Genomic DNA, 26991 nt, shown 5'->3' with positions numbered 1-26991 from the left:
AACAAAACACAAAATAAAGAGAAATAAACCTCGATAACTACTTTTATAGATAAATCGACTATTTGAGCGCTTGTAAAATAGCCCGATAAATTTAAGAGGTGGAAGATTATGAGCATCACAATCGAACAATGCCGTACAGCTATTCGTAATAACTATCTGGCAGACGAAGCAGCCGTTATCAACGGTTTGATTAATAACTCAGGTTTAAGCGAAACAGAGCGTAGCGCTATTTCAGCCAATGCTGCAGATCTGGTACGCAAAGTTCGATCTGAAAGCTCCCCTTCCATGATGGAAAAATTCCTTGCCGAATACGGCCTGACCACCAAAGAGGGTGTTGCGCTGATGTGTTTGGCAGAAGCACTACTTCGTGTACCAGACAGCCTGACTATCGATGCTTTAATTGAAGATAAAGTGGTATCCGGTAACTGGAAAGGCCACTTAGGCCAATCGGCATCTTCATTAGTAAACAGCTCAACTTGGGCGCTACTCATCACGGGTAAGCTACTTAAAGAAGATGAAAAGAAGAGCATCGGCTCCACTGTTAAAGGCATGATTAAACGCCTGGGTGAGCCTGTTGTACGTACCGCCGTTGCCCAAGCGATGAAAGAACTAGGCCGCCAGTTTGTACTTGGTCGCGACATCAACGAAGCAACGAAACGTGCAACAAAGCTTGAGAAACAAGGCTATAGCTACTCCTACGATATGCTCGGTGAAGCAGCCCGAACTGATGCCGATGCAATCCGTTACCACCAAGCTTACTCACAAGCGATCAGTGAACTGACATCTGCTTGTGAAAGCAAAGATATCCGTCTTAACCCAGGCATTTCTGTAAAACTATCTGCTCTGCATGCCCGCTATGAAGTTGGCCAAAAAGCCCGTGTTATGCAGGAATTGGTAGAGCGGACCCTGACCCTAGCTTTGCAGGCAAAAGATGCCAATATGGGCTTCAATATTGATGCCGAAGAAGCCGATCGTCTCGACCTTTCACTTGATGTGATCGAAGCGGTTCTGGCAGATGAGCGCCTAGCAGACTGGGATGGCTTCGGTATTGTGGTACAAGCTTTTGGGCCGCGTGCCGCGCATGTTCTGGACTGGCTGTATGCAACCGCTGAGCGTCTTGATCGCCGTATCATGGTGCGCTTAGTTAAAGGTGCTTACTGGGATGCAGAGATCAAACGCGCTCAAGTGCTAGGCCTGGATGGCTTCCCTGTATTTACCCGTAAAGTTAATTCTGACCTGTCTTACATGTGCTGTGCAGAAAAACTGATGCAGATGACAGATCGCATCTATCCACAGTTCGCTACGCATAATGCCCATTCAGCGGCTGCAATTCTGTTCATGGCGAAAAAACACGATGTGGATAACTTTGAGTTTCAGCGTCTACACGGTATGGGCGAATCACTGCACGACACCGTGCTGAAATCGAACAATACTCGCTGCCGTATCTATGCGCCTGTAGGTGCACACCGCGATCTGCTGGCTTACCTTGTTCGTCGTTTGCTAGAGAACGGCGCAAACAGCTCCTTTGTAAACCAAATTGTCGATAAGCGCATTACACCTGAAGAGATCGCAACCGATCCATTTACCCAAGTGTTGGAAAGTCATAACGCAATCAGCAACAACATGATTGCCAAACCAGCCATGATTTTTGGTGAAAAGCGCTTGAATGCCAAAGGCTGGGATATCACAGACCATGTGACCCTAGAACAGTTGGAACCAGCTCGCGAGGCCTTCCAGAACACGCAATGGCACGCGAAACCAATGATTGCAGGCAATGCAAGCAGCTCTGAAACGGCTGAAATTCGTAACCCTGCCAACCCAGAAGATATTGTAGGTCTAGTTACTGAAGCGAACGCTGAAGATATTGAAAGTGCGATCGTATCTGCAGAGCTAGGCTTCCAGCGTTGGTCAAAAACTGACGCTAGCGAGCGCGCCGCTTGCCTTCGCCGTGTAGCTGATCTATTTGAAGCCAATGCGCCTGAGCTATTTGCTCTGGCGGGCCGTGAAGCGGGTAAAACACTACTTGATGCTGTTGGCGAGATTCGAGAAGCGGTCGACTTTGCCCGTTACTATGCAAATGAATCTGAGAAACACGCAAACAGTGAAGCACGCGGCGTGATCACCTGTATCTCCCCGTGGAACTTCCCTTTAGCTATTTTTTCCGGTCAGGTTTTAGCAGGTATCGCATCAGGTAATAGCGTCATCGCTAAGCCTGCTGACCAAACACCTCTAATAGCTGCCCGCGCTGTTGCTTTGATGCATGAAGCAGGTATCCCTGAAGATGTTATCCAACTGTTACCGGGCTCGGGGATCAATGTCGGCGCGCCGCTGACCTCTGATCCACGCATCGCTGCAGTGTGCTTTACAGGCTCGACCTTAACTGCACAGCGCATCAACAAAGTGATGGCGGAAAACATGGCACCGGATGCACCCCTAGTGGCAGAAACCGGTGGTATGAACGCGATGATCGTTGATTCCACAGCTCTACCAGAACAGGTGGTACGCGATGTACTGATGTCCTCGTTCCAGAGTGCAGGTCAGCGCTGTTCTGCTCTTCGAGTGCTTTATGTCCAAGAAGATATTGCTGATAACCTACTAGAGATGCTGTTTGGCGCAATGGACGAACTACGCCTTGGTAACCCTTGGCTTCTAAGCACCGATGTTGGTCCGGTTATCGATAGCAACGCTAAAGCTAAGATTGATGAGCACTGTGCAAAATTTGCCGCTAAAGGGCAGATGCTGAAAAAGCTAAATACACCAGCCGGCGGTACATTTGTCGCGCCTGCAGTACTGAAAGTTAATGGTATTGAGGAGATTGATGAAGAGATCTTCGGCCCTGTTCTACATATCGCAACTTTTGCAGCAAAAGATCTGGATCAAGTTGTCGAGTCGATCAACAACAAAGGCTACGGTTTAACCTTTGGCCTACACACCCGCGTGGATAACCGTGTAGAGCGCATTATCAACCAAGTTAAGGTAGGCAACATCTACGTTAACCGTAACCAGATTGGTGCCATTGTCGGCTCACAACCATTCGGCGGTGAAGGCCTATCCGGTACTGGCCCTAAAGCGGGTGGTCCACACTACGTAAAACGCTTCACTCGATCAAACACTAACAATAGTACAGAAGCACCAACAGGCCAGACAATTAACTCTGAAACACTGCACAAGATGATCCAACAACTGGGTCAAACAGCTTCTAGTGAAGCGAAGGTTTCTGAGGGACAACTTGCTAACGTCTTTGCTGAGCAGGCATTTAAACTGCAAGGCCATAGCTCTGAAGCTACAGAGATGCCAGGGCCAACAGGGGAGTTAAACCTTCTATCCGAAACTGGACGTGGCATTGTACTTTGTCTAGGTCCCGATGCAGAAAGCGCTAAGAATCAAGCTGCGACAGCGCTAATGCAGGGCAATGCGGTAGTCATTATTGCTCAAGGTATCGCTGATCTTCTGAAACAGTGCACTGATGCTGAATTGCCTGTGCAAGGTATGGTGGGGCAGTTATCGGCGGATGCTATGACAGACGCTGATGGATTCGCTGCGATCTGCTGCAATGCCAGCACTGAAGCCCTAAAAGAGATTCGTCAGGCGCTCGCCGCTCGCGAGGGCGCGGTGCTGCCACTGATTACAGAACTGGATCAACCAGAACGTTTCGTCATGGAACGCCATCTGTGCATTGATACTACAGCCGCTGGCGGTAATGCCAGCCTAATCGCTACAGCCGGCTAAGACCGGCTTCAGCAAGCACCTTTCCACTTACTTCGTTTTTTGATTCATGGGCAAAATTCGAAGACCTTTACCCCGGGGCTACCGCCATTCAGCCCCGGGGGCTTTTCATTCTAAAAAATAAATTCTTAAGCTTGGCTTCGATACCAATCGACAAATGTATCAGCGGGCATCGGCCTTGAAATTAGGTAACCCTGGATCTGGTTACAATTGAGCTCTCGCAGCAAACCAAACTGGGTCTCCGTTTCGATCCCTTCTGCAACCACTTCAAGTCCTATGGCCTGACTCATATCGATAATAGATGCCACTATGCTTAAATCGACTTCTGAGTCCTCAATATTAACCAAGAAACTACGGTCTATTTTCAGCACATCCAGAGACATATTACGGATATAGCTGAGACTGGAATAACCCGTACCAAAGTCATCGATGGCAATCCGTACGCCTGCAGTTCTCAATATATTGATAGCTACGCGAGTCTCTTCTAGGCAATGCAAGAAACTGGTTTCCGTCAGCTCTACCGACAATAATCTAGAGGGCAACTGGAACTCTTCCAGAACCTCTAAAATCTCTTCGGCTATATCTCGACGCTGCATCTGCTTAGCGGATACATTGATTGCGACAGGAACCTCATACCCCAGCTTCCACCAGCTAGAACACTGCCGAACCGCCTCTCGCAAAACGAAATAGCCGATCTGGTCGATAACACCTAAATCCTCAGCAAGCGGAATAAATTCATCAGGGGGAATAAAGCCTTGTTCAGGATGGTTCCAACGAATTAACGCTTCTACACCAACGAGTTGGCGATCTGATGCTGTTACTTTGGGCTGGTAATACAGTTCAAATTGTTCTGCTTCGATAGCTCGGTGCAGATCATTTGCCATACGATAGCGTGATTTCACCAACTGGTGCTGTTCAGATGAGAAGAATCGATAGCTATTGCGACCAAAATCTTTCGCCTGTTTAACGGCTACTTCGGCACACTGGAACAGATCTTCAGGTTCTGTTGCATCCGTAGGGAAGAAACTCACCCCAACACTGACGGTCAGATTGATCTCCGCACCGGATACCAGTATCGGTTGATTGATCGTAGATAGAAGGCGATTTAAAAATTCACTCACCGCAGTATTATCATCAACATCAGTGAGGATCATATTAAAAGAGTCACCCCCAAAGCGGGCAACTGTATCACCCTCCTCTAGAATTGACTCGACTCTACGGCCAACTTCACGCAAGACCTGATCACCTGCCTCAAGGCCAAAACGATCATTTACACGCTGAAAAAAATCTAAATCTAAAAAGGCTAAAGCAACTTGATGATTGTGCTCTTGGGCATAACCAAGCGATAAGTTCAGACGATCATTAAACAACTTACGATTAGGAAGGCGGGTTAGCTCATCAAAATAAGCCAAGCGTTTAATACGGGCTTCTGATTTCTTAATTTCTGTCAGATCGGAAAAAATAGACGCATATTGGCAAATTTCTCCTGCATCATTTTCCACCGCAGTTATAGTAAGCCACTCTGGATAAACTGTACCGTTTTTACGTTTATTCCAGATTTCACCTTGCCACTGTCCGTCACTCTGTAACGAAGCCCACATATCTTGATAGAAGGTTTTATCATGACGGCCCGAGCTTAAAATATTGGTATTTTTACCCAGAACCTCCCACTCTTCATATCCTGTAATTTCCGTGAAAGCTGGGTTTACCCGCTGGATTTTAGCTTCCAAATCGGTCACTACGATCGCTTCCATAGAAGCATTCATGACCTTATCCGCCAACTTAAGGTTATGCTGGGATAAGGCTAACGCTTGATCACGCTCATTCAATAACTCTTTTAAGCGATAGACATAATCCATCTCTACATTACGTAGAATATCGCTATAAGAGATCAAACCAATAACTTCACCATCATGGCGCTTAACACCGAGGTGATGAAAACTATGCTGACGAAATACTTTGCGAGCATTGTAGAGACTGAGGTCAGCTTCAACTGATACCAAATTGGCGGAAGCAAAATCTTTAAGCGGTAAGTCCAAGTCACCCTCGGCCATACTCACCATCAGATCATTTTCGGTGAGGATTCCAACAATATCCTTACCATTGCAGATTAAAGCAGCGCTATGACCCGTTGTTTCCAAACGCTCTACTGCTAAACGAACCGTTTCATGCTCAGGGATGATCAACGCATCTTTGCTGATAATTTCAGAAACAGATCTTAGAAATAGATCATGCTCCACACCCTGACTGTTAACTACATCAGTCTCTGAAAGCATGCCGAAGATATTGTGGCTTTCATCTACAACAACTAAATGCCGAAAACCTTCTGCAATAAAACGTAAACCAGCTTCATCAATGGTAGCTGTTGTAGAAACCGTGCTCACAGGGGAAGACATGCAGGTAGAAACAGCAATCTGTTCTAAATCCTGCCCTGACACCGTGATCCGCATAATATCCCTGCGAGTAACAATGCCAACCGGCCGGTTTCCTTCGCAAATAACAACACAGCCTATGCAATGTTTAGCCATTAAACCTACGGCCGTAGATACCTTAGTATCTTCAGAACACACGACTAACTGTTGCTGCGCAACTTGACGCACCAAAAGGTGTTTCTGGGGATATGGCATGCTGGTCATTACGAACTTACTAACTCGGTTTTATTTCAGATGAGCAATATTACTGAATAAAATTCGAACAATAAAACCACATGAATGATAAGGTTCTATGATATTGACCCGAGTCAAACAAACAGAAAAAACTCGAAACAGCCCCCCAATTTGGCCCAAGTAAAAACGAACATTTAAGACGGATAAAACAGGGAGAATTAAACAGGGAGGAAAGAACATCCTCCCCGGAAAGGAAGAAAATCAGCCTAACTAGCTAAGCTTTTCAAACATAAGATCCCAAACACCATGACCTAAACGTTCACCACGCTTTTGGAATTTAGTGACTGGACGCCACTTCGGCTGCGGCGAGTATTCACCTTCCCCGGCAACGTTTTGATAACCCTCTGCAGCGCTCATAACTTCCATCATGTGCTCTGCATAGTTTTCCCAATCGGTAGCCATATGGAATACACCACCAACTTTCAATTTCTTACGTAACGTCTGAGCAAATTCAGGCTGAACGATACGTCGCTTGTGGTGACGCTTTTTGTGCCATGGATCAGGGAAGAACAGTTGAATGCAATCAAGACTGCCATCAGGAATACACTGCGCCAACACTTCAATCGCATCATCGCAGAATACGCGAATATTGCTTAAGCCTTCACGCTCTGCATTGCTTAAAATACGGCCTACACCTGGGCGGTGTACTTCGATACCAATGTAGTTTTTCTCTGGCTGATCTTTTGCCATCTCAACCAATGAATCACCCATACCAAAACCGATCTCAAGTACAACCGGGGCATCGCGATTAAACACCTCAGTTAGATCTAACATCCCCTGTTTCAGCTCAAGCCCCATTTGCGGCCATACATCTTCCATAGCTTTCTGCTGACCTTCGGTCATACGTCCAGCACGTAAGACAAAGCTTTTTACAGTACGCATGTGCTTCTCTTCAGAAGCCTGCTCAGGGTTTTGCTGCTCGATGTTATTTTCTTCTGTCATCATCTGACCTAACTAAGTAAAACAAAACAGCCTGACATTGGGACGTCAGGCTGTATCGGAAAGTGTAGCCAAACCACCGTTAATTAGCGGTGATTATTTACCAACAATGGTTCCTTCCATTGGCGAAGAAGCACTCGCGTATTTCTTACGTGGCATACGGCCCGCCAAGAATGCTTCACGTCCAGCTTCAACCGCTTTACGCATAGCTGAAGCCATTAAAATAGGGTTTTGCGCACCGGCAATAGCCGAGTTCATCAATACCGCTTCACAACCCATTTCCATCGCCACCGCGGCTTCTGACGCAGTACCTACACCGGCATCAACCAATACCGGTACTTTGCAATCTTCCATAATAACATTGATGTTATGTGGGTTAAGAATGCCCAAACCAGAACCGATCATAGAACCTAATGGCATGATAGATACACAGCCTAGATCTTCTAGCTCTTTCGCTACGATTGGGTCATCACTGGTGTAAACCATTACTTTGAAACCATCACGTACCAGCACATCTGCGGCTTTGATTGTTTCAACAACATTTGGATATAGAGTTTTCTGGTCGCCCAATACTTCTAGCTTAACCAGATCATGACCATCCATCAGCTCACGCGCCAACTTACAAGTACGGATCGCATCATCAGCGTTAAAGCAGCCCGCCGTGTTCGGAAGGATTGTGTATTTCTCTGGAGAGATCACATCCAACAGATTTGGCTCATCTGGATTCTGACCAATATTAGTACGACGTACAGCCACGGTTACGATTTCAGCACCACTTGCTTCAATCGCCAAACGGGTTTCTTCCAGATCTTTATATTTACCTGTTCCGATTAGCAGACGAGAGTTAAAAGATTGGCCTGCGATTACTAGCGGATCATTTTCTAGGGACATGGTGTAATTCCAAATGCTCGTTATTATTTACTCTGGCTGTACTGCATCAAATGCTGAAATTAACCGCCACCAATGGCATGAACAATTTCAACACGATCTGATTCTTTTAAAACCGTCTCAGCATGCTGGCTGCGCGGAATAATTTCAAGATTAAGCTCAATCGCGATACGCTTTTCGCCTAACTCTAACTGCTCAACCAAACTTGTCAGGGTGATACCATCCTGCAACTGCAGCATCTCACCATTTACCTGAACCTGCATTTATCTATCTCCTACCTGAAGTCAACGCTGCATACCCCAGCAACGCCCACCCGCAAAGGAACGCAACTCCACCTAACGGTGTAACCATACCTAATGACCGCATCCCAGTTAACGCCATTAGGTACAAGCTGCCTGAAAACAACAAAATCCCAATCACAAATCCAATCGCGGCACGCTTAATCACCTTTAGGTCTAAACGCTCTGGTGCGAATGCCAAAACTAGCAAAGCCAGCGCGTGATAAAAGTGATATTCCACACCGGTCTGATACACAACATAAAGGGAAGGCTCGATCGAACCTTTAACTGCATGTGCACCAAATGCGCCGATAGCCACGGCTAAAAAACCGAAAATGGACGCAATAAAAAGCAGTGGATGTGTATTCATGATGAACTCTGTTAAAACGAGTTCGGATTATACCGAATTTGCTACGGCCTTGCCGAATACTGCAGACATAAAAAAACCGCTCAAAAGCGGCTTTTTTACTCCAGAAAACGAATTACGCTTCCATGGAGACTCGAATCTTCTTCATCGCATTCTTTTCTAACTGACGAATACGCTCAGCGGATACTTCGTACTCTGCTGCTAGCTCGTGCAAAGTAGCTTTATCATCGGTTAACCAACGGCGCGCCAAGATATCTTTACTACGCTCGTCCAACTCAGACATCGCCGACATTAAACGACGCTGTGCATCCTGTTCCCAGTTAGCATCTTCCACCTGTAACGATGGATCTGCGCTTTTATCTTCTAGGTAGTGAGCAGGCGCCCAAGCTGCTTGCTCATCATCAGCACCTTCCGGCGCGTCAAACGCAGTATCAACAGAGGCCATACGACCTTCCATCTGACGCACTGTTTTAGCTTCTACGCCTAGATCTTCTGCGATTAGATCAACCTCATCGTTGGTCATCCAACCAAGGCCTTTCTTTTTCGAACGCAGATTGAAGAACAACTTGCGCTGCGCTTTGGTCGTTGCAACTTTCACAATACGCCAGTTACGCAGAATAAATTCATGCATCTCAGCTTTTACCCAGTGCACGGCGAAAGAAACCAGACGTACACCCATCGTTGGGTCAAAGCGTTTAACAGCCTTCATCAGGCCAACGTTACCTTCCTGAATTAGATCGCCTAGAGGCAGACCGTAACCAGAATACGTTTTAGCAACATGTACAACAAAACGAAGGTGAGACATAACCATCTGACGTGCAGCTTCTACGTCACCATCAAAGTGTAGGCGCTCAGCCAGAGAACGTTCCTCTTCAACGCTCAGCACAGGAATCGCCGTAACAGTCTGTACGTACGCATCCAGGTTCTGACCAGGAGAAAGGTTTTCAACAACTTGTAAGCTTGTGCCCATTAATGACCTCGTATCATTCTGCTTTAAACACCGCAGATATGACTTGTTTATAGTACAAAAGTTCCAACAAAATCCCGCTTCCTAAAAAGTGGGACCGAAAAATATAACGAGGAATAAGATAAAACGCAAATATGACGTTTAAATGACAAGTTATTGCGGCTCAATGTCGCGAAGGTGACGACTTACCGCGAGTTTTGCACCGACTAAACCAAGCAAGATTCCAGACGACAACAGAACAAGGCTATCTGAAAAGCCTAAGCCCTGAAGCTCAAAATCACTCTGGTAAAGTGCTGCTAGCTGCCCAACAGGTTCATTCAGAAGTAGTAGACTGATCATTACAAACAACCATGCTAAGGCAGCCCCTAATAGACCAAACCAGAAACCGGTATAAATAAAGGGACGCTTCACCCAAGAGTCGGTCGCACCGACTAATTTTGCAACCTGAATCTCATCTTTACGGTTTTCTATCGACAGGCGGATGGTATTACCCACCACCAGTAAAACAGACAAGGCCAACAAAGCACCCAGAACCAGAACAACACGGTTGGCGAGTTCAACAAACGAGGCTAAACGCTCAACCCAAACCATATCTAACACCACATCATCGACTTCAGACATTTCCGATAAAGTCTGTTGCAGCTTTATTAGCGCTTGTTTCTGATTGTCTATGGGCTGCACCACAACAACCGCAGGCAGTGGATTGCTATCAAGAAAGCTTAAGATGTCAGCAAACTCCGACATCCGCTGAAACTCCAGTAAGCCTTGCTCTTTGGTCACCAACTCGACAGCAGCCAGATCTGATCGCAGCAGCATGTTTTGGCTAAAGCGTTCGGCAGCTTCATCAGCAACCGAGGTTTTCAGATAGATAGAGATGCGCGGATCGCCCTGCCACTGGCCGCTCAGATGATTAATATTCTTCAAACCAACGAACATAACGCCCGGCAACGCTAAGGCGATCGCCAATACAGCCAACGTCATTAAACTCGGTAAAGGCGTCGCTTTTAAGCGCTTCAGTGAATCTTGCGCCGTCTTTTTATTATGACGTAGCCAGCTTTTTGCCTGAGCAACAAAGTCGATCTTATGACGAGCAGCACCTTTAGATTGGGAAGGTGCCGGAGCTGCAGCGTCTACAGGTCGTTCTTGTCGAACGGCTCCGCGTCTTTTTGGTTCTCGATTAGCCATCGCGTAGCAACCTCCCCTGATCCAAAATCAAGGTGCGATGCCCCATACGCGAGATCAAGGCCAAATCGTGACTGGCGATCAAAACTGTCGTGCCATGGCGATTAAACTCCATAAACAGACTCATGATCTCAGCAGATAGCGTCGGGTCGAGGTTACCGGTCGGCTCATCGGCCAGCAGCAATTGAGGTTTGTGCACGATTGCACGGGCGATACCTATACGCTGCTGCTCACCGGTAGACAAGGCAATCGGATTAAACTTTTCTTTGTGCAGCAAGCCCACCTTATCCAAGGCTGCTCTTACACGTCGCCCAGTATCTTCCTCATCGTAACCGGAGATATGTAGTGGCAACGCGACATTTTCAAATACAGTGCGATCAAAGAGAAGCTGATGGTTCTGGAATACCACACCAATACGGCGGCGGTGGTAGGGAATATCTTCGCGGCTAAACTGTGCCAAGTCCTGTTGAGCAATAGAAACGCTGCCTCGCGTAGGGCGCTCCATCAACATGATCAGTTTGAGTAACGTACTTTTACCTGCGCCCGAATGACCGGTTAGAAACGCCATCTCGCCACGTTGCAGCATAAAGTTTACGTCTCTAAGCGCATCGTGCCCTTCAGGGTAACGTTTGCTTACATTCTCAAACTGAATCATGCGGAATTCCTTTCACGACTTAATCAAATAGCGCGTCTACAAATTCCTGAGATTTGAATGGGCGAAGATCATCAATCTGCTCGCCAACACCAATAAAGCGGATCGGCAGATCCATCTGTTTAGCGATAGCGAAGATCACACCACCTTTGGCAGTACCATCTAGCTTAGTTAGAGAGATACCTGTCACGCCAACACTGTCTTTAAAGATCTTCGCTTGGCTCAATGCATTCTGACCAGTACCGGCATCAAGGACCAACATCACTTCATGTGGCGCTTCTGGAGAAAGCTTCTGTGTTACACGAACAACTTTTTCCAGCTCTTGCATTAGGTTGTCTTTATTCTGCAGACGACCTGCGGTATCAGCGATCAATACGTCAACGCCTTTAGCCTGAGCAGATTGCACCGCATCGTAAATAACAGATGCAGAATCAGCACCGGTGTGCTGTGCCACAACAGGAACATCGTTGCGCTCACCCCATACCTGCAACTGCTCAACAGCCGCCGCACGGAACGTATCACCTGCAGCTAACATCACTGACTTACCTTCGCTCTGGAAGCGTTTCGCCAACTTACCAATCGTAGTTGTTTTACCTACGCCGTTTACCCCTACCATCAGGATAACGTAAGGCTTGTTATTACATTCTACTTTTAGCGGCTCTTCAGAGCGGTGTAGCAGGCTCGCAAGTTCCTCTTTAAGCGCCTCTTGTAATGCTTGCGCATCGCCTAGCTGTTTACGTTCTACCTTATCGGTTAGACGCTGGATAATGTCAGATGTCGCTTCAACACCAACATCAGCCATCAATAGAAGGGTTTCGATCTCTTCTAACAGATCATCATCGATCTCTTTCGCACCAAGAAAAAGATTACCCAACTGCTCCGTTAGGTTCGCCTTGGTCTTGCTCAAACCAGACTTAATACGTGAGAAGAAACCTTTTTTCTCTTGTTTCTCTTCAACAGGCTCTTCTACAGGCGTAAGAACTTGCGCTTCCGGCTCAACCTGAGGTGCGTCAGCCACTTCAGCTACGGGCTCTGCTGCTGGCGCTTCTGGCTCAGCTTCCACAACAGTTTGCGGCGCTTCTTCCGCTGGTTGTAATTCTTGTGCAGGTTCAACGACTTCAGCAGATTCAACCACAGTTTCAACGACTGTATCTGTTACTGATTGTTCAGCCTGAACTTCTTCCTGTACCTCTTCTTTAACAGCTACAGGCGCTGATTCTTGAGGGGCTGCGGCAGGTTCAGCAGCAACAGGCTGTTCAGGCGCAGGCGCTGCGGCCTCAACTTCAACCTTCTCAACATCCTGTTCCTGAGTCTGCAGATTCTTTTCTTCTGCAGGCTTACCACCGAACATGGATTTTAATTTCTTAAACATTTAACTTCCTCATACAGCCGCCAAATGATATCGGCCACTGGTTGATATAATTCTGCACTTATTTATTCAGCTGAGTCGTCGCTACTCAAATAGCGATAGATTCCCGCAAGCACTAATGCGGTGATCACAACACCTGCGTAAGCGATGTAATCAGTATTCCAGCCTTCGGTAACAAACCATTTTTGTAAACTCAGCATGATTTTCCGTTCTCATACGGCATATTATTTGGGTGATAATGGCCAATAAAATCCAGCAGTCCACCCACAAAGTCTGGTATCTTATCACAGTGATTTGGTACAGAGACTACCCTTATGACAAATGAATACCGTCCCCTGTTTAATCGTAAATATTTGATCGGCCTCGTATGGTTCAGTTTGATCGCCATTATGATCCTTTCATCTATGGGACCTGGGGCAGTCAAATACCATGACATCGAGTCAAATGAGGCAAGAAGCCTCAGCTGGATGGAGTTAGATGACCAGCCTATTACGCTGGTTTTACTGCTACCTACACGCCCAGCTTTTAACTCGACTCAGCGCCAACTGCAGCAGCTTCAAAGTCAGATTTTACAACAGCGCTTAAATGCACTGGCTAACCCGACTTATAGCTATCATGTACTGCCACGCCAAGACCGCATCGAAGTTACGCTTCGCTGGTCATCAACGCAAGAATTACCTAACCTGAAATCGATCTGGACTGCGCTAAGTCAACCGGTCGAGAGCGCCCGCTGGCAGGATCAACTGAAAACTATTCAGGCGCGCCAATATCTAGATGGTCAAAACAGCGAACAGCAGATCATTAATCACTTTTATGAGCACTTACAGCCAAGCAATCGCATGACAGTTTTGGGCAACCTCAGTCGCAGCTTTAACGTCATGTTCCAAAACCCTCGCTTTGCATTAAGCGGTGAAGGGGCTGAAGATCTCGTTTCAGCAGTTCAAGAGAGCTTTCCACAACAGCAAAGCGATCAAAGCGCAGCGCTGATTACAGCCAGCCCTCAATTTATCCAGCAAGGTGAAAGTACGGATCAACGTTTCCGCTTATTGGTTGGTACGCTCATTCCAGCGCGAGACTCAAAAGATTTTGTCCAAGAAAGGTTAAGTGCCCAAGTACTTCAAGACCTGCTGAGTCAACAGCAAACACAGTACAATCTGAATTTCCGTATGCTTTGGGCCGCTTTGAGTGATACCGGTTACCGTGCCCTGATTATTGATGGCTTACAAAATCCAGGTCCAGTATTGCCCCAGTTAAGTCAGATGATTACTGAGGATCTGGTAGAAAAAAGCCAACAGAACCTAGCTTCTCAATGGCATGGCAATATGCGCGATATCGCTAACCAGGTTCAGGCACTTAATCTGATTGCGTTCTACCGTTTGCCGGAAGACACTTTAGAGACCTATGCGGAGCAGGTTTTAGATCAAGATACCGATCAAGTGATCGAACTAGCGCGCAAAGCCTTACAGGCAGATAAACAAATCAGTATCCTTCAATCCCCCTCGCTTTAAAGGAAAGACCATGGGCCGTCGCAACCCTCCTCGCAAACAGGCGAATAAGACAGATATCCCCCGTTCGCAGCTACGTATTATTGGTGGCGAATGGCGTGGCCGAAAAATAGAGTTTTTTGCCGTCGATGGTTTACGCCCTACACCGGACAGAGTGAGAGAAACCTTATTTAATTGGATTCAATCCTCAGTGCCGGGCGCGCAATGCTTAGACCTATTTAGTGGTAGTGGAGCCCTTGGGCTGGAAGCGCTATCTCGCGGCGCTGCCAGTATGACTTTTATCGATCTGAACCCAACCACATCCAGAAAGCTGAAAGACAATATCCAGTTTTTAAAGTGTCAGAATGCCGAAGTTATTCAAGCCAATGTGCTTGAGTGGCTACAAAGCCGAAAAACTGATTGCGAGCAGCGCTACGATCTTGTGTTCCTAGATCCGCCTTTCCGCCAAGATCTTATCGCGCCGTGCTGCGAATTACTGGAAGCGCACAACCTGTTATCAGAAAACGCTCTTATTTACGTTGAAAGCGAGTCAGAACTACATCATCCACAGGTACCTAGTCACTGGCATGAGCATAGACAAAAAACGGCAGGCCAAGTGACCTACCGTTTGTATATGCGTAATAGCTAGCCAGTAAAGTTAATAAGCTGGCTGTACGTCGTCTAGATAAAAGCTAGCTTTATATTTTTTCAGATCATTCACATGTAGATTTTTTGGTAATTTAAAGCGGGCAGCAAAAACCTGCCCAGGTTTGATATAGCCTTTAACGTGATCAACGTAACGCTCGATCTTGCCATTACGTTTAAGGTACATCCCCATCACCATATCTTTAAGAACCGGCCCTTGCACTGCGTAACGCCAGCGAGTTTCTAGTACATGGTTACCGGCTTTACGGGATGACTCTAACTTCAAACCGTTCTGTACCGCTTTTACAAAACGCGCTTGATCCTGCTGACGACGTTCCTCTACTTTCGCTTCCTGGTGCTGAACATAGGCCCCGAGTGCTGTAGAGAGCAAAGCTGCAACGCCACCGCCGTCACCTGCGGCTACCTCATTGCTATTTTTGCGCCACAGCACATTATTATCCAACAACTGAGCTGAGCGAGGGTTAATATGGCCTTTGCGGTAATAAGGCATTACAGCCTTACCGACTTTATAAGCTTCTTTATAACGTTCGGCGTTTACAGGATGATCATGATGGAAAAGGGCTCGGGCATTACCTTCCGCAGCATACTTCCTTTGCCAAATACGGCTAGCCGCTAGAGGATCATACCCGGCTAATGCAGCGTACAAGATACCAATGCGATCAGCCTCACGTTCACTTTCATGAGTAAAAGCAGCTTTGTAACCACTACGACGCGCGGAATTCGAACCCGCTAATGCACTGATCTGAGCATGTGTCTGGCGTTCATACACGTGGTTCGCCACAGTATGCGCGATCTCATGGGCAACAACCGCAGCCACCTCTGCATCACTTTTTAGGTCCGTCATCAACTTAGAGTGCACGACAATATAAGTGCCCCCAGTGGTGAATGCGTTAAAAGAATCGCGCTTGATCAGGATAGGTTCCCAGCGCTCATTTTTAAGATGAGAGATCTGATGAATACGATCAAAGATTCGCACCAAGCGCAGGTATTGGCTACGACTCACTGCCGCATTTACGGGTCTTTTATGCTTCTTCTCATTGGCAATAATTTTTTCAACATAGGCGTTACCCTGCTGAATCTGAGCAGAGCGATTCGCCATACTCAAGCTACGCTGGCCTGTAACTCTATCCTTTTCACTGACAGATTCAGCGACTTGATAAAGCCCTCTATCTACCTTTTGTAAGGTCTGACAGCCTGCGAGCCCAAGAACAAACGCGAATACAGCGAAAATACGCAACCAAGACATCTTTGTAATACCCTTAAAACCTATATAGTTATTGGTAATAAAAAACAAAATTCTTATAACCGATATAAATCAAACCATTCCATTATAGTATTTGTACCGCCCGTGCAATTCAGATAATATGCCGCACTTGCTAAACTGCTATTTTATTAGGCCTGCACAATATAGGCACTAATTAGACATCAACTGCTGTGAACCTGATATGAATACAGCCGTATACCCAGGAACATTCGATCCAATCACCAATGGTCATTCGGATCTAATTGAGCGAGCATCTAAACTTTTCGATAAAGTTGTTGTTGCTATCGCCGAAAGCCCTAAGAAGCGACCACTACTGGAATTAGAAACTCGAGTAGCTTTGGTAGCCGAGGTAACTGCGCACCTCGACAATGTTGAAATTGTCGGCTTTGATTGTCTACTAGCAGAGTTACTAGAGCAACAGAACGCAAATATTATTCTACGTGGATTGCGTGCAGTTTCGGATTTTGAGTACGAGTTCCAACTCGCAGCGATGAACCGACATCTAGCACCGAACGTAGAAAGTATATTTTTAACACCAGCGGAACATTTATCTTTCGTTTCCTCCACGCTGATCAGAGAGATCTCCAGCTTGGGCGGTGATGTCAGCAAATTTGTTCATCCGTCGGTGTCCAAGGCCCTGCTTGAGCACCAGCGCCTGTAATTTTACTTTTATGACAGTGAGGTAGTCATCATGGCATTGATCATTACTGACGAATGTATCAACTGTGACGTATGTGAGCCGGAATGTCCGAACGAGGCCATCACTCCGGGTGACGAAATCTATGAAATCGAACCATCCAAATGTACTGAGTGTGTAGGTCACTACGATACTCCTCAGTGTGTTGAAGTTTGCCCAGTTGACTGTATTCCGAAAGATCCAGATCACGAAGAAACTGAAGCGCAGCTAATGGAGAAATACCAGAAGCTAACGGGTTCATAAGCCCCAGTTTTAAGACAGTTACAAAAAAGCAGGCCTTAAGCCTGCTTTTTTATTGCCTGAAATTCAGATCTATTGATATCGCTCCTGCCAAAAGATCATTCGATCATTACCGCGGGCACGACCGAAAGTAATAATCGCATCAGGCACACTGGTGTCATCGGCATTGCCATCCTGATCCCAATCGTATCTTAACCAGTCATCGATTGAAGATAATCCCACAGGGAAGTAACCGGTATTATCATTCCCACCCGTACCTGCACCCGGTGCAGTAAAGATCAGACTAAAATCACCCGATGTGGCATCAGCATTAGTAGCGTTGATATTTAAATTACCTACGGTACTACCATCACCAACGATAACCGTCCGGTCTGCAACAACACTACTGATTGGATTACCATCGTAACTAATATTGGCTAATGGAAAGGCAGTACAGCTATCATCTGTATTCCGCACAAACGCAGCGCCATCCCAATACTGAATTTCAAATGGCACAGGAAGATCTTCAGTTTCTGGACCATGGGCGGATTGCAGTATAACGCGACCATAACGCAGTTCCGTAGCATTCCCCAGCGCTACACCTGTACAGCTCCCAGTACAATCACCCGCTAGATCAGGATCGATATTCATTGCTGCAGTAGTGAAGTTACGATTATCCAATTCAGACGTAATCGACATCCCCAATTGCAACTGAGTATAGGGGCCATCTTCTAATCCAGCAGACCCACTTTGGCGTTGAAAGATAAGATTCGTAATAGCAGTTGAGCTGACTGTCGTTCTATCAACAACACCCTCAGTCCAACCACTTAACGACGTAGGCGTCGTGAGACGAGAGCTTAATTCATTACCATCATCACTATCCTCAGCACTCAGTGCCAAAATAGCCGTGTCGTCATAAATCGCAAGGTCATAATTCTCGGTCAGTTCACCATCAGCAGAACGCGCTTCAATCTTATATTCAAGGACAGAAAACGGCTGTTGCATATAGGTAAATGGAGTACATTGTTCCTGTACAGTTGATTCAGTCAGAACGAAGTGATCTGGATAGAAACGGCCAACCTTACGGTATTCACTACCAATATCCACGCCCGACTGAATATAGTTACTCATCGATCCCTTAAGCTGGATACTTCCCACTTCATCATACTTCAAACCAACAGCTGAACCATTTGCAGTTCCGAGCGAGATAGTTGCAGTACCACCGCTGAAATTACCTAACTGCCCAGTCCCCGTATTCGGCGTAAAGAATGTCGCATCTGCAGATAGAGTTACTGTTCCGGTAAAGTTTGGCGTAATGCCATTATCAGTCAGATCCGCAATATTATCGGTACCGCTTGTTTCCAGCAGCGTATTGCCATCAGTATCTATTGCATCGGGAATACCATCATTATTGGTATCCTCAGCAGCATCGTAGAGGTAAGCGTTTACCTCAACATCAAACGGTTCATCTGCAGCGGCAAAGCCAGAGGAGCTATCTGGCCCGGTTTCATCTCCGCTCGGGTTCGCACCTCCTGCAGCAGAGATACTAGGGAAACCGAACCCAAATGGGCGCACAACAAATAGATTCGAATTGCCTATCATGACCGCGCCAGTGTCTGGCACGGTATAACTCGCCTGTAACTGCATTTCACCTGCATCATTGTAGTTAAGACGGACCGGTGCTTTGGAATCAGCATCGAATGTCATATCAACAGATTTAAATGTTTCCGGCGTACCGGCATTGAGGTCAACCTCGGGGTTACTGCCACTTTTAACATTAAATTCACGCCCAGAAACACACGAAGTTGGGTTACTACACTGAGCCGCCAAATTAATCGTTTTAGCAATACCATCATTTGGAAAAGCAGCCTGACACACACTAGGGTCTGCAGTAGTTGCTTCAACCGCTTGAAGATAAAGGCTAGCAGCACCAAAACCTGCATCTGAAGCTTTACCTGCAATCTGCGTCGGTATGGTCTCTACACCAGCACCATCAATAAACCGGAAGCCCGCGAGGGTGAAGGTAATATTAGGGTCATCAGCTGCTATCCAACTACCGCTGTTCTCAGTAATGGAACCATCCGTAACATTGAAACCAAAGGTCTCGCTTGTGCCACTTAAAATAGGATGGGCAAATTGCAATACAGCGCTTTGTGAACCAGAAGCAAAGGTAAATGTAGCCACGCCATCATCAGAACTACCATTATCAAATGCCGATGTACCACTCACAGCACCCACCCAATTGCCTTTACCGGAAGTAGCAGTGATCGTCATAGAGGCACTTCCTGCATCGACCGCACTATGAGAACTATCATGGGCGGAGATAGTAATATTCTCAATTAAGCAGGTAACACCACTTTGATCATGGGTAATGGAGTAGTGATCCATCGACGCTCCACAGCTACGAGGAGTGCCATCCCAGTTATTGGAATTCTCAATATTGGTTTTAATCTCTGCGATTGTGCTAGCACTAAGCACGCCATCAAAAATCAAGAATTCATCTAACAAGCCTTCCCAGTCCTGATTTATATCAAAGCCATCACCTAAACCATCTTGATCTTGACCAATGATCAAACCACCCGTTAATACATCTATTGCACTGGTATCATCACCATCGGTATGAGTTACGCACCCTTGTTCAACACCATCGATAAAGAAACAACTCTGGGCACTGGAGGCACGTCGTGTCCAAGCCAGCTGATGCCAGTTGCCATCTCGCATCGTTGGCGTATCGGATAACCGAGTACTGCTTTGAAATGAAGAAGACGTAATGGTCGGCCAGAATTGGTCATTATTATCGAAATACCATACTGCCTCATTAGCTCCCAAGCCTGTATCAGCACTTGCTGCAGATAAAATTGTCGAATCATTGGAAGAAGTAGTTTTAGCCCAAACAATCGCCGTGAAATCAGACAAGCCATCCATAGCATCTTTACTCATAGACAGATAATCCGCCGTGCTGTTAGCACTCAGATCAGCAGCATTACATAATTGCGCATCATTGGTAGGCGAGCTATTAAATGCAGTACCGTGATAGTCATTCCCACTACTATCTAATACATCTCCGCTACCACTCCAGCTATTTTCATCAAAACGCCAGTCAGCCACCACATTGACAACGGCTATAGGGCAACTCCTATCTGTCCCATCTAAGTTTTTCCCTGCATCTTGAAGGTCATAGATATTGGTTACGTCGGCAGCCGATAATGCCTCATCAAAGAATAAGACTTCATCCATCACCCCATCAACAGCCTGGCTACTAACAAATCCACCACCCAAAGAGTCTTGCTCTTGACCAATAATCAATCCATTGCTGGATATAGAAATATTGCTAGAGCCCAAGGTTAGACACCCTTGTAAAACCTTATCCACATACAGGCAGTTCTGTGTACCCGAACGAGTCCATACCAGGTGCTTCCAAGTATCTGTCGAGATACTTGAAGGAGAAACAGTACCGTTCTGCGAATTGTTTAGGTATGGCTGAAAGCTTGTGTGACTTGGAAACCAAAAAATCAATTCATTAAATGATGAACCGTTAGCTCCTGATACCAAAGATTGACTACCTGTTTTCGAGCTTTTGATCCAAGTCGATATTGTGAAGTCGCCTTGATTAGAGAACATATCGCCATCAACACGAATATAATCTGATGTTCCTGTAGTTCTCAGATCAGCCGCATTACATATTTTGCCTTCCACAGGCTGGATACCACCAAAAGCCTCACCATCGAAACTACCCACAGAATCAACAACTTCATTGCTGTTTCCATCCCAGCTAGTTTCATCAAATCTGAATTCAGCTACAGGTGTTAAGGGTCCAGAAGATGGACAGGTTCGAGTTGAACCATCCCAGTTGTTGCCTGCTAACTGATTAGTATAGATTTGAGTAACGTGTGTCTGAGTTAATACCTGATCGTAAACTAAGACCTCATCTAACTGACCAGAGAAATACTCTGGGCTACCACCATTGTCTTCAATACGGCCGATACTATTAAAGGTATTTGAAATAATCCCTGAAGCAATCGTGCCAGTCGCATTTAAAGCCCCATCAATAAAGATCTGATAAGCGCCTGTACTAGCATCTCTAGTTAGAACAACATGACGCCAAGCACCATCATTGATTGATGATGAGGATTTAGAAGTACTATCATCGCCAATACTAATACCGATATTCCCAGAAAGGTCCAACCAGCCCCAGAAAATATCGTCTGTACTGCCACTAATCTCTATACCAGTTACACCCGGCGCGAGGTAATCCGTTGAACTACCTACCTGATTAGTTTTAATCCAAAAACTCAGACTAGCTGTTCCTCGCAGAGCTGACAGATCAATGGCTTCTACGAAATCATCAGCACCATCAAAACTTCCGGAACGACAAACGGCACCATCTGAGACTGTAGTGGCCCCACCCTGAGCCTGACCGTCATGATTATTCCCGGTATTGTCGACCACTTCATTGGCGTTTCCTTGCCATTGAAGTTCATCCATCCGAAATTCTATTTCAGGATCAGGGATGGGAGTATCATCTAAAGTTTCCAGATCAATTTTGATGTAGTTCGTGTCATGTCGAGCTGAGTGACCTCCATTTTGCCTGGGCCACCTGTTCACCGACAGAATATGTATCTCGTTACTACTTACATAATCGGATAAATTGGAAGAAACTGAACCCGCCAGAGTTGTAAAACCTGAAGAAGAAGTCGATGCTAAGGATTCAAAGTTCCCTGAAGAGAAATTACGAATATAGAGGACCGCCCCAGAATATCCACTTCGAGAATTGGCCCCGCGACCACTCCAAGTAGCTGTTATTCTGCTTAAATCAGCTGCACTTTCGCTAACCGAAAACTGATAGAGCATTTTTGCATAGTTGCCCCTACTGTTCGCCCACTGATATTCATAAGAAAAATCATTAGCGTTAATTCCAGATCCTGAAAATGAACTTAAACCACTAGTCGATGTGAACGAGCTATTATCCCCCCGAAGAGAGGTATGGCTACCAGAGCTAAAGTCATAAGTAACAGTGGCAGCCGAGACACTGAAGGAGCACAGCATTAGCAATGCGGTGAAAACAGCACAAACGCTGTAACCCAACCTGTCGTTGATCCTATGCATCAGCTCTCCCAAACAACAATTAACGCCTTTCTAGACTATTCAGCCGATCAAATCGAAGCTTTGATATCCTTTAAACCGTACCGTTCATCCAAGATCCGGCCAATCACACTTCCCTGCGCTAAGTGATAGGCATATTGCATATGTAAGCAACGGATTTTGTCCCATTGAGAAATGCCGCCGATCCCATACTTACTGTACAGCGGCGTGAAACCTAATTCTTCGATACGCTGTTTCTGCTCTTCAGAAGCCGAAGCCCAACGAAGATCTACATAACGCTGCTGATCCGCTAAGTGTTCAGCGCGAAGCTCTTCGTTATCCATCAGCTCTTGTTCCAACTCTTTAACCGCACCTGCTGTTTCTATCTCAGCAATGGCTTGATAGATATCTTTACTGGCCATCCAATAAAGCGTCGGGAAAGGCTTATCATCAACCAAAAGGTCCATCTGCAATACCAATGGAACCTCTTGATCGTTTTGCACAGCAATACCCGCTAAACCACGAGGCTCTCGGCCCAACTGCTGTCGAATAATTTCTAACTGCTTTTCACTGGGTGAAATCAACACTACTACTCTCTATCTGTGACAAGCGAATGAATAGATTAATCTGTTTATTATACATTACCGTAGTCTTCACCACGGCCTAACCAACGTTCAACTAAGGAGTCGGCAAAATCAGGCCACTCTTGCATCTGGCCTGCCACCATCTTAACCCGGGTTAACAGGTCTGAATCACGCTGCAGATCTGCCATTTTAAACTGCATCGTTCCTGTCTGCCTTGTCCCTAGCACTTCACCCGGGCCACGCAGTTGTAAATCCTTCTCCGCAATCTTAAAACCATCGGTGGTTTCGCGCATCACGGTTAAACGCTCACGCCCCTGATTGGATAAAGGCGCGTGATACATCAGCACACAAAAGCTTTCGACAGAGCCTCGACCCACTCGACCACGTAGCTGATGCAACTGCGCCAAACCTAAGCGCTCGGGGTTTTCTATGATCATTACACTGGCATTAGGAACATCAACACCTACTTCAATGACCGTAGTGGCGACTAAAAGATCCAATTCAGCAGCTTTAAACTGCTGCATAATTTCCGCTTTTTCAGCCGGTTTCATACGGCCATGTACTAAACCTATACGAAGTTCAGGTAGTGCTACTTTCAGATCCTCAGCAGTAACTTCTGCCGCTTGGCACTGCAAGGCTTCTGACTCTTCAATCAGAGTACATACCCAGTACACCTGACGCTTTTCGGCGCAGGCTTTTTGTACCCGCTGAATTACTTCGTCGCGGCGGCTATCGGCGATCACTACGGTACTCACAGGCGTTCGACCCGGTGGCAACTCATCGATAATAGAGCAGTCCAGATCAGCGTAAGCACTCATAGTCAGAGTTCGGGGGATCGGTGTAGCAGTCATGATCAACTGATGCGGCGCTAACTCGCCATTGCGTCCTTTTTCACGCAGTGACAGCCTTTGATGCACACCAAAGCGATGCTGTTCATCAATCACCACTAAACCTAAATCAGAGAATACGACTTCTTCTTGAAAAAGCGCGTGCGTCCCGACAACAACCCGTGCTTCGCCGGTTCTAATCGCTTCTAGTTGCGCCTGTCTTTGCTTACCTTTGAGCTTGCCTGCCAACCACGCTACTTTAATATCCAGTGACTCAAGCCAGTTACTGAAGTTAATAAAGTGCTGTTCGGCCAGAATCTCGGTCGGCGCCATAATTGCAGCCTGCAGACCACTCTCTACCGTTTGTAAAGCAGCCAAGGCCGCTACAACGGTTTTACCTGAGCCTACATCGCCCTGCACTAAACGCAGCATCGGATAAGCTTGCGCCAAATCGTTGGCGATTTCGTCACCTACACGCTGTTGCGCGCCAGTTAACGGGAAAGGTAGCTGATCTAAAAACGCCTGTTTTAGCTGTCCTGTTCCCGGGAGTTCGGGCGCGCCTTTTTGGCGTGCTTTTTGGCGTAATTTCAACAACGAGAGGTGATGAGCAAGTAGCTCTTCGAACGCTAGACGACGCTGAGCAGGGTGCATACCGTCCAACAAAAGATGCTGGTCTACATCGACTGGAGGGCGATGAAGATAAGCTACGGCATCATTCAAACTTGGGAACTGCCAGCCTTGTCGCAATTGATCAGGCACAAGCTCTTGCAGGCCACCCTCTTTCAGATAGTTAAGCGCTTGATCAGTCAGAGCTCGTAAACGTCCCTGATGCAGACCTTCTGTGGTTGGATAGATCGGCGTTAGGTTCTCTTCTACTGGCACCAAATCATCGTTATCCACCCGCTTATATTCAGGATGGACGATCTCCAAACCATTTGCACCGGTACGTGCTTCACCAAAGCAGCGAATACGAGTACCAGGTTTTAAGTTATTTTTCTGAGCAGCTGTGAAATGAAAGAAACGTAGCGTTAGTGACCCCGTGCCATCTTGAATACGGCACAATAAACTGCGGCGGCGACCTTTGCTGATATCCGCCAGCTTCACCTCACCCTCAACCACGCACTCATCACCGGGACGTAACGCCCCCATAGGCACAATTCGCGTGCGATCTTGGTAACGCAGAGGCAGATGAAACAATAGATCCTGTAGATTTTGAATACCAAGGTTATTCAGCTTCTGCTCTAACGCAGCGCCAACACCTTTTAACTCTGTGACAGGAATAGAAGCAAGTAACAAACTTATTTACCGCCTGCAGGATCAAAAGAGGCAATCGCTTCAACCAACACATCGATCGCTTGCGGACGTGGAAAGCTAGCACGCCAAGCCACCCCAACCGTACGTTCCGGCACTGGCTCTTGGAAAGGTCTCGTTACTACCATCTCTGATTTACCCGTTCCATATACAGCGGATTGCGGCAATACAGAACAACCTAGGCCAGAACCAACCATCATACGGATAGTTTCTAGAGAGCTACCCTCGGTAATCGTATGTTGAGTATTAATCGCTTGATTCAACGTTGGGCAGGATTCTAATACCTGATCCCTAAAGCAATGCCCTTCACCCAATAACAACAGCGGGGTATTAGGTAGATCTTCACTATTAATCTTTTTCTGCTGAGCCCAAGGGTGGCCCACTGGCATCAGCATTTCGAAATGTTCGTCGTAGAGAGGGCGCGTCAGAATATCCGGTTCTTGGAAGGGCAGCGCCAAGATAATTGCATCCAGCTCACCGTTACGGATCTTAACTCGCAGGTTCTCAGTGAAGTTCTCTTCGATATACAGCGGCATATCAGGCGCAAGCTTTTGCACCTGAGAAACCAGATGAGGGAATAAGTAAGGTCCAATGGTGTAGATCGCACCAACACGAAGTGGGCTTTTCAGCTGATCTTTGCCCTCAAGAGCCAGATCTTTGATGGTATCGGCTTGCTCCAGCACACGCTGCGCCTGTTGCACCACTTTATCGCCTACAGGGGTGACGCGAACCGAGTTTTTACTGCGTTCAAACAGTGGTACACCCAACTCATCTTCAAGCTTTTTGACCGCTATAGACAAGGTAGGCTGACTGACAAAGCACTTTTCAGCCGCATGACCAAAATGCTGTTCTCTCGCCAAGGTAACAATGTAACGCAATTCTGTAAGGGTCATCCGGCCTTATCCTTTGCTATGATAGGTCTGTGATTTTTGGAGGCTTAACCTGTATGCAACAAGCAACTATTCTAATCGTCGGCTGCGGCGATGTTGGCTCAACTCTTGGACAAATGTTATTAAATCAAGGGCATAAGGTATTTGGCCTACGTCGTAATATAAACCAGCTACCGCAAGGCATCCAAGGAATAAGCGCTGATCTCACAAATTTAGAGAGTTTAAAAGCAGCTCTGGCGGATTTAGACGAGTGTCATATCCTTGTCTACGCAGCAGCGGCAAGCAGTCACGATGAAGCAGGTTACGAAGCAGCCTATGTAACCGGCGTACAAAACACCCTACAAGCACTACCCACCAAACCCAAACATCTATTCTTCACATCCAGTAGTGGCGTATACCACCAGAACGATAGCGATTGGGTGGATGAAACAAGTCCCTGCGAACCTCAATCCTTTAGTGGCAAGATCATGCTCAAAGGTGAACAGCAGGTTTTAAGCGCTGACATACCGGGCACCGTGGTTCGGTTTAGCGGTATTTATGGACCCGGAAGGAACCATCTAATCAATCGTGTCAGAAGAGGCGACATCGCCCCCGCTGAACCTCAGCATTTTAGCAACCGTATCCACCGCGATGATTGTGCAGGTATATTAAACTTTCTCATTTCTAAAGTTCTTAACGACGAAGCTATAGACTCTTATTACCTGGCCAGCGATAGCGATCCAGTAACCATGCATGAGATCACTACGTGGTTGGCGAAAAAAACCAATAGTCAGATCACATCTGAAACCGTTTCACGTCGTGCGGGCAGTAAGCGCTGTTCAAATAATAAGCTGCTTAAAGCCGGCTATACTTTCAAATACCCCTCATATACTGAAGGTTACAGTGATTTATTAGATCTTGATCAAAAAGAAGACGATAAATCGAACTAAAAGT

At 46.5% G+C, this 26991-nt stretch carries 21 protein-coding genes; 6 read left to right on the top strand and 15 right to left on the bottom strand.

All coding sequences use genetic code 11. From position 1 onward, the window contains the following. Nucleotides 1-108 precede the first annotated feature (108 nt). Nucleotides 109-3729 (top strand): bifunctional proline dehydrogenase/L-glutamate gamma-semialdehyde dehydrogenase PutA, encoded by a 3621-nt coding sequence (gene putA / locus ACMXYN_RS01005; protein WP_415893091.1) that lies wholly within the window; start codon nt 109-111, stop codon nt 3727-3729. A 125-nt stretch (nt 3730-3854) separates the two neighbouring features. Here the strand turns inward: putA and ACMXYN_RS01000 are convergent, their stop codons facing one another. The 10 genes from ACMXYN_RS01000 to ACMXYN_RS00955 all read right to left on the bottom strand — a co-directional run bounded on the left by ACMXYN_RS01000 (nt 3855) and on the right by ACMXYN_RS00955 (nt 13234). Then, nucleotides 3855-6362, bottom strand: a complete 2508-nt coding sequence (locus tag ACMXYN_RS01000; RefSeq protein ID WP_415893090.1) for an EAL domain-containing protein — start codon at nt 6360-6362, stop codon at nt 3855-3857. Nucleotides 6363-6602: 240 nt separating this feature from the next. After that, the gene (gene trmB, locus ACMXYN_RS00995; RefSeq protein ID WP_415889909.1) at nt 6603-7334 is read right to left on the bottom strand and encodes a tRNA (guanosine(46)-N7)-methyltransferase TrmB; all 732 of its coding nucleotides are present in this window, start codon (nt 7332-7334) and stop codon (nt 6603-6605) included. 93 nt (nt 7335-7427) lie between these two features. Next, entirely contained in the window at nt 7428-8222 is a 795-nt protein-coding gene (locus ACMXYN_RS00990) for a thiazole synthase (RefSeq protein ID WP_415883127.1), read from the bottom strand. A 59-nt stretch (nt 8223-8281) separates the two neighbouring features. Further along, on the bottom strand, nt 8282-8482 hold the full coding sequence (thiS, locus tag ACMXYN_RS00985) for a sulfur carrier protein ThiS (protein WP_415883126.1): 201 nt from the start codon (nt 8480-8482) through the stop codon (nt 8282-8284). Between the two features lie 4 nt (nt 8483-8486). Further along, nucleotides 8487-8867: a DUF423 domain-containing protein gene (locus ACMXYN_RS00980; protein WP_415893089.1), complete on the bottom strand. Its 381-nt coding sequence runs from the start codon at nt 8865-8867 to the stop codon at nt 8487-8489. Nucleotides 8868-8979: 112 nt separating this feature from the next. Further along, nucleotides 8980-9834 (bottom strand): RNA polymerase sigma factor RpoH, encoded by an 855-nt coding sequence (gene rpoH / locus ACMXYN_RS00975; protein WP_415883124.1) that lies wholly within the window; start codon nt 9832-9834, stop codon nt 8980-8982. A gap of 150 nt (nt 9835-9984) precedes the next feature. Then, nucleotides 9985-11016 (bottom strand): permease-like cell division protein FtsX, encoded by a 1032-nt coding sequence (gene ftsX / locus ACMXYN_RS00970; protein WP_415893088.1) that lies wholly within the window; start codon nt 11014-11016, stop codon nt 9985-9987. After that, entirely contained in the window at nt 11009-11668 is a 660-nt protein-coding gene (gene ftsE, locus ACMXYN_RS00965) for a cell division ATP-binding protein FtsE (protein ID WP_415893087.1), read from the bottom strand. Before ftsE ends, ftsX begins: the two co-directional genes overlap by 8 nt. 19 nt (nt 11669-11687) lie before the next feature. Continuing rightward, on the bottom strand, nt 11688-13037 hold the full coding sequence (gene ftsY / locus ACMXYN_RS00960; protein WP_415893086.1) for a signal recognition particle-docking protein FtsY: 1350 nt from the start codon (nt 13035-13037) through the stop codon (nt 11688-11690). 62 nt (nt 13038-13099) lie between these two features. Continuing rightward, nucleotides 13100-13234 carry a hypothetical protein gene (locus ACMXYN_RS00955; protein ID WP_415883120.1) on the bottom strand — a complete coding sequence of 45 codons (135 nt, stop codon included), beginning with the start codon at nt 13232-13234 and terminating at the stop codon, nt 13100-13102. Nucleotides 13235-13348: 114 nt separating this feature from the next. On the opposite strand from ACMXYN_RS00955, the gene ACMXYN_RS00950 reads away from it, so the two are divergent. Further along, on the top strand, nt 13349-14542 hold the full coding sequence (locus ACMXYN_RS00950) for a hypothetical protein (protein WP_415893085.1): 1194 nt from the start codon (nt 13349-13351) through the stop codon (nt 14540-14542). A 10-nt stretch (nt 14543-14552) separates the two neighbouring features. Then, nucleotides 14553-15167, top strand: coding sequence for a 16S rRNA (guanine(966)-N(2))-methyltransferase RsmD (gene rsmD, locus ACMXYN_RS00945; protein WP_415893084.1), 615 nt, complete (start codon nt 14553-14555; stop codon nt 15165-15167). A gap of 9 nt (nt 15168-15176) precedes the next feature. Here the strand turns inward: rsmD and ACMXYN_RS00940 are convergent, their stop codons facing one another. Further along, on the bottom strand, nt 15177-16430 hold the full coding sequence (locus tag ACMXYN_RS00940; RefSeq protein ID WP_415893083.1) for a M48 family metallopeptidase: 1254 nt from the start codon (nt 16428-16430) through the stop codon (nt 15177-15179). Between the two features lie 199 nt (nt 16431-16629). Between ACMXYN_RS00940 and coaD the strand changes: the two genes are divergently transcribed. Continuing rightward, nucleotides 16630-17109, top strand: coding sequence for a pantetheine-phosphate adenylyltransferase (gene coaD / locus ACMXYN_RS00935; protein WP_415883116.1), 480 nt, complete (start codon nt 16630-16632; stop codon nt 17107-17109). A gap of 30 nt (nt 17110-17139) precedes the next feature. Beyond that, the gene (locus tag ACMXYN_RS00930) at nt 17140-17388 is read left to right on the top strand and encodes a YfhL family 4Fe-4S dicluster ferredoxin (RefSeq protein WP_415883115.1); all 249 of its coding nucleotides are present in this window, start codon (nt 17140-17142) and stop codon (nt 17386-17388) included. Nucleotides 17389-17457: 69 nt separating this feature from the next. Here ACMXYN_RS00930 and ACMXYN_RS00925 read toward each other — a convergent pair whose 3' ends face one another. The 4 genes from ACMXYN_RS00925 to ACMXYN_RS00910 are packed head-to-tail and all read right to left on the bottom strand — an operon-like array spanning nt 17458 to nt 26061. After that, the gene (locus ACMXYN_RS00925; protein ID WP_415893082.1) at nt 17458-22470 is read right to left on the bottom strand and encodes a DUF6701 domain-containing protein; all 5013 of its coding nucleotides are present in this window, start codon (nt 22468-22470) and stop codon (nt 17458-17460) included. A 47-nt stretch (nt 22471-22517) separates the two neighbouring features. Next, complete coding sequence (locus ACMXYN_RS00920; RefSeq protein ID WP_415893081.1) at nt 22518-23033, bottom strand: DUF501 domain-containing protein; 516 nt, start codon at nt 23031-23033, stop codon at nt 22518-22520. A gap of 47 nt (nt 23034-23080) precedes the next feature. Beyond that, complete coding sequence (gene recG, locus ACMXYN_RS00915) at nt 23081-25159, bottom strand: ATP-dependent DNA helicase RecG (RefSeq protein ID WP_415894516.1); 2079 nt, start codon at nt 25157-25159, stop codon at nt 23081-23083. After that, entirely contained in the window at nt 25156-26061 is a 906-nt protein-coding gene (locus ACMXYN_RS00910; RefSeq protein ID WP_415883112.1) for a hydrogen peroxide-inducible genes activator, read from the bottom strand. Before ACMXYN_RS00910 ends, recG begins: the two co-directional genes overlap by 4 nt. A gap of 53 nt (nt 26062-26114) precedes the next feature. On the opposite strand from ACMXYN_RS00910, the gene ACMXYN_RS00905 reads away from it, so the two are divergent. After that, complete coding sequence (locus tag ACMXYN_RS00905) at nt 26115-26987, top strand: SDR family oxidoreductase (RefSeq protein ID WP_415893080.1); 873 nt, start codon at nt 26115-26117, stop codon at nt 26985-26987. Nucleotides 26988-26991 lie beyond the last annotated feature (4 nt).

It is taken from the genome of Neptuniibacter sp. PT8_73 (assembly GCF_047778045.1).
Classification (GTDB): Bacteria; Pseudomonadota; Gammaproteobacteria; order Pseudomonadales; family Balneatricaceae; genus Neptuniibacter.
This window is presented reverse-complemented; position numbering and strand designations above follow the sequence as displayed.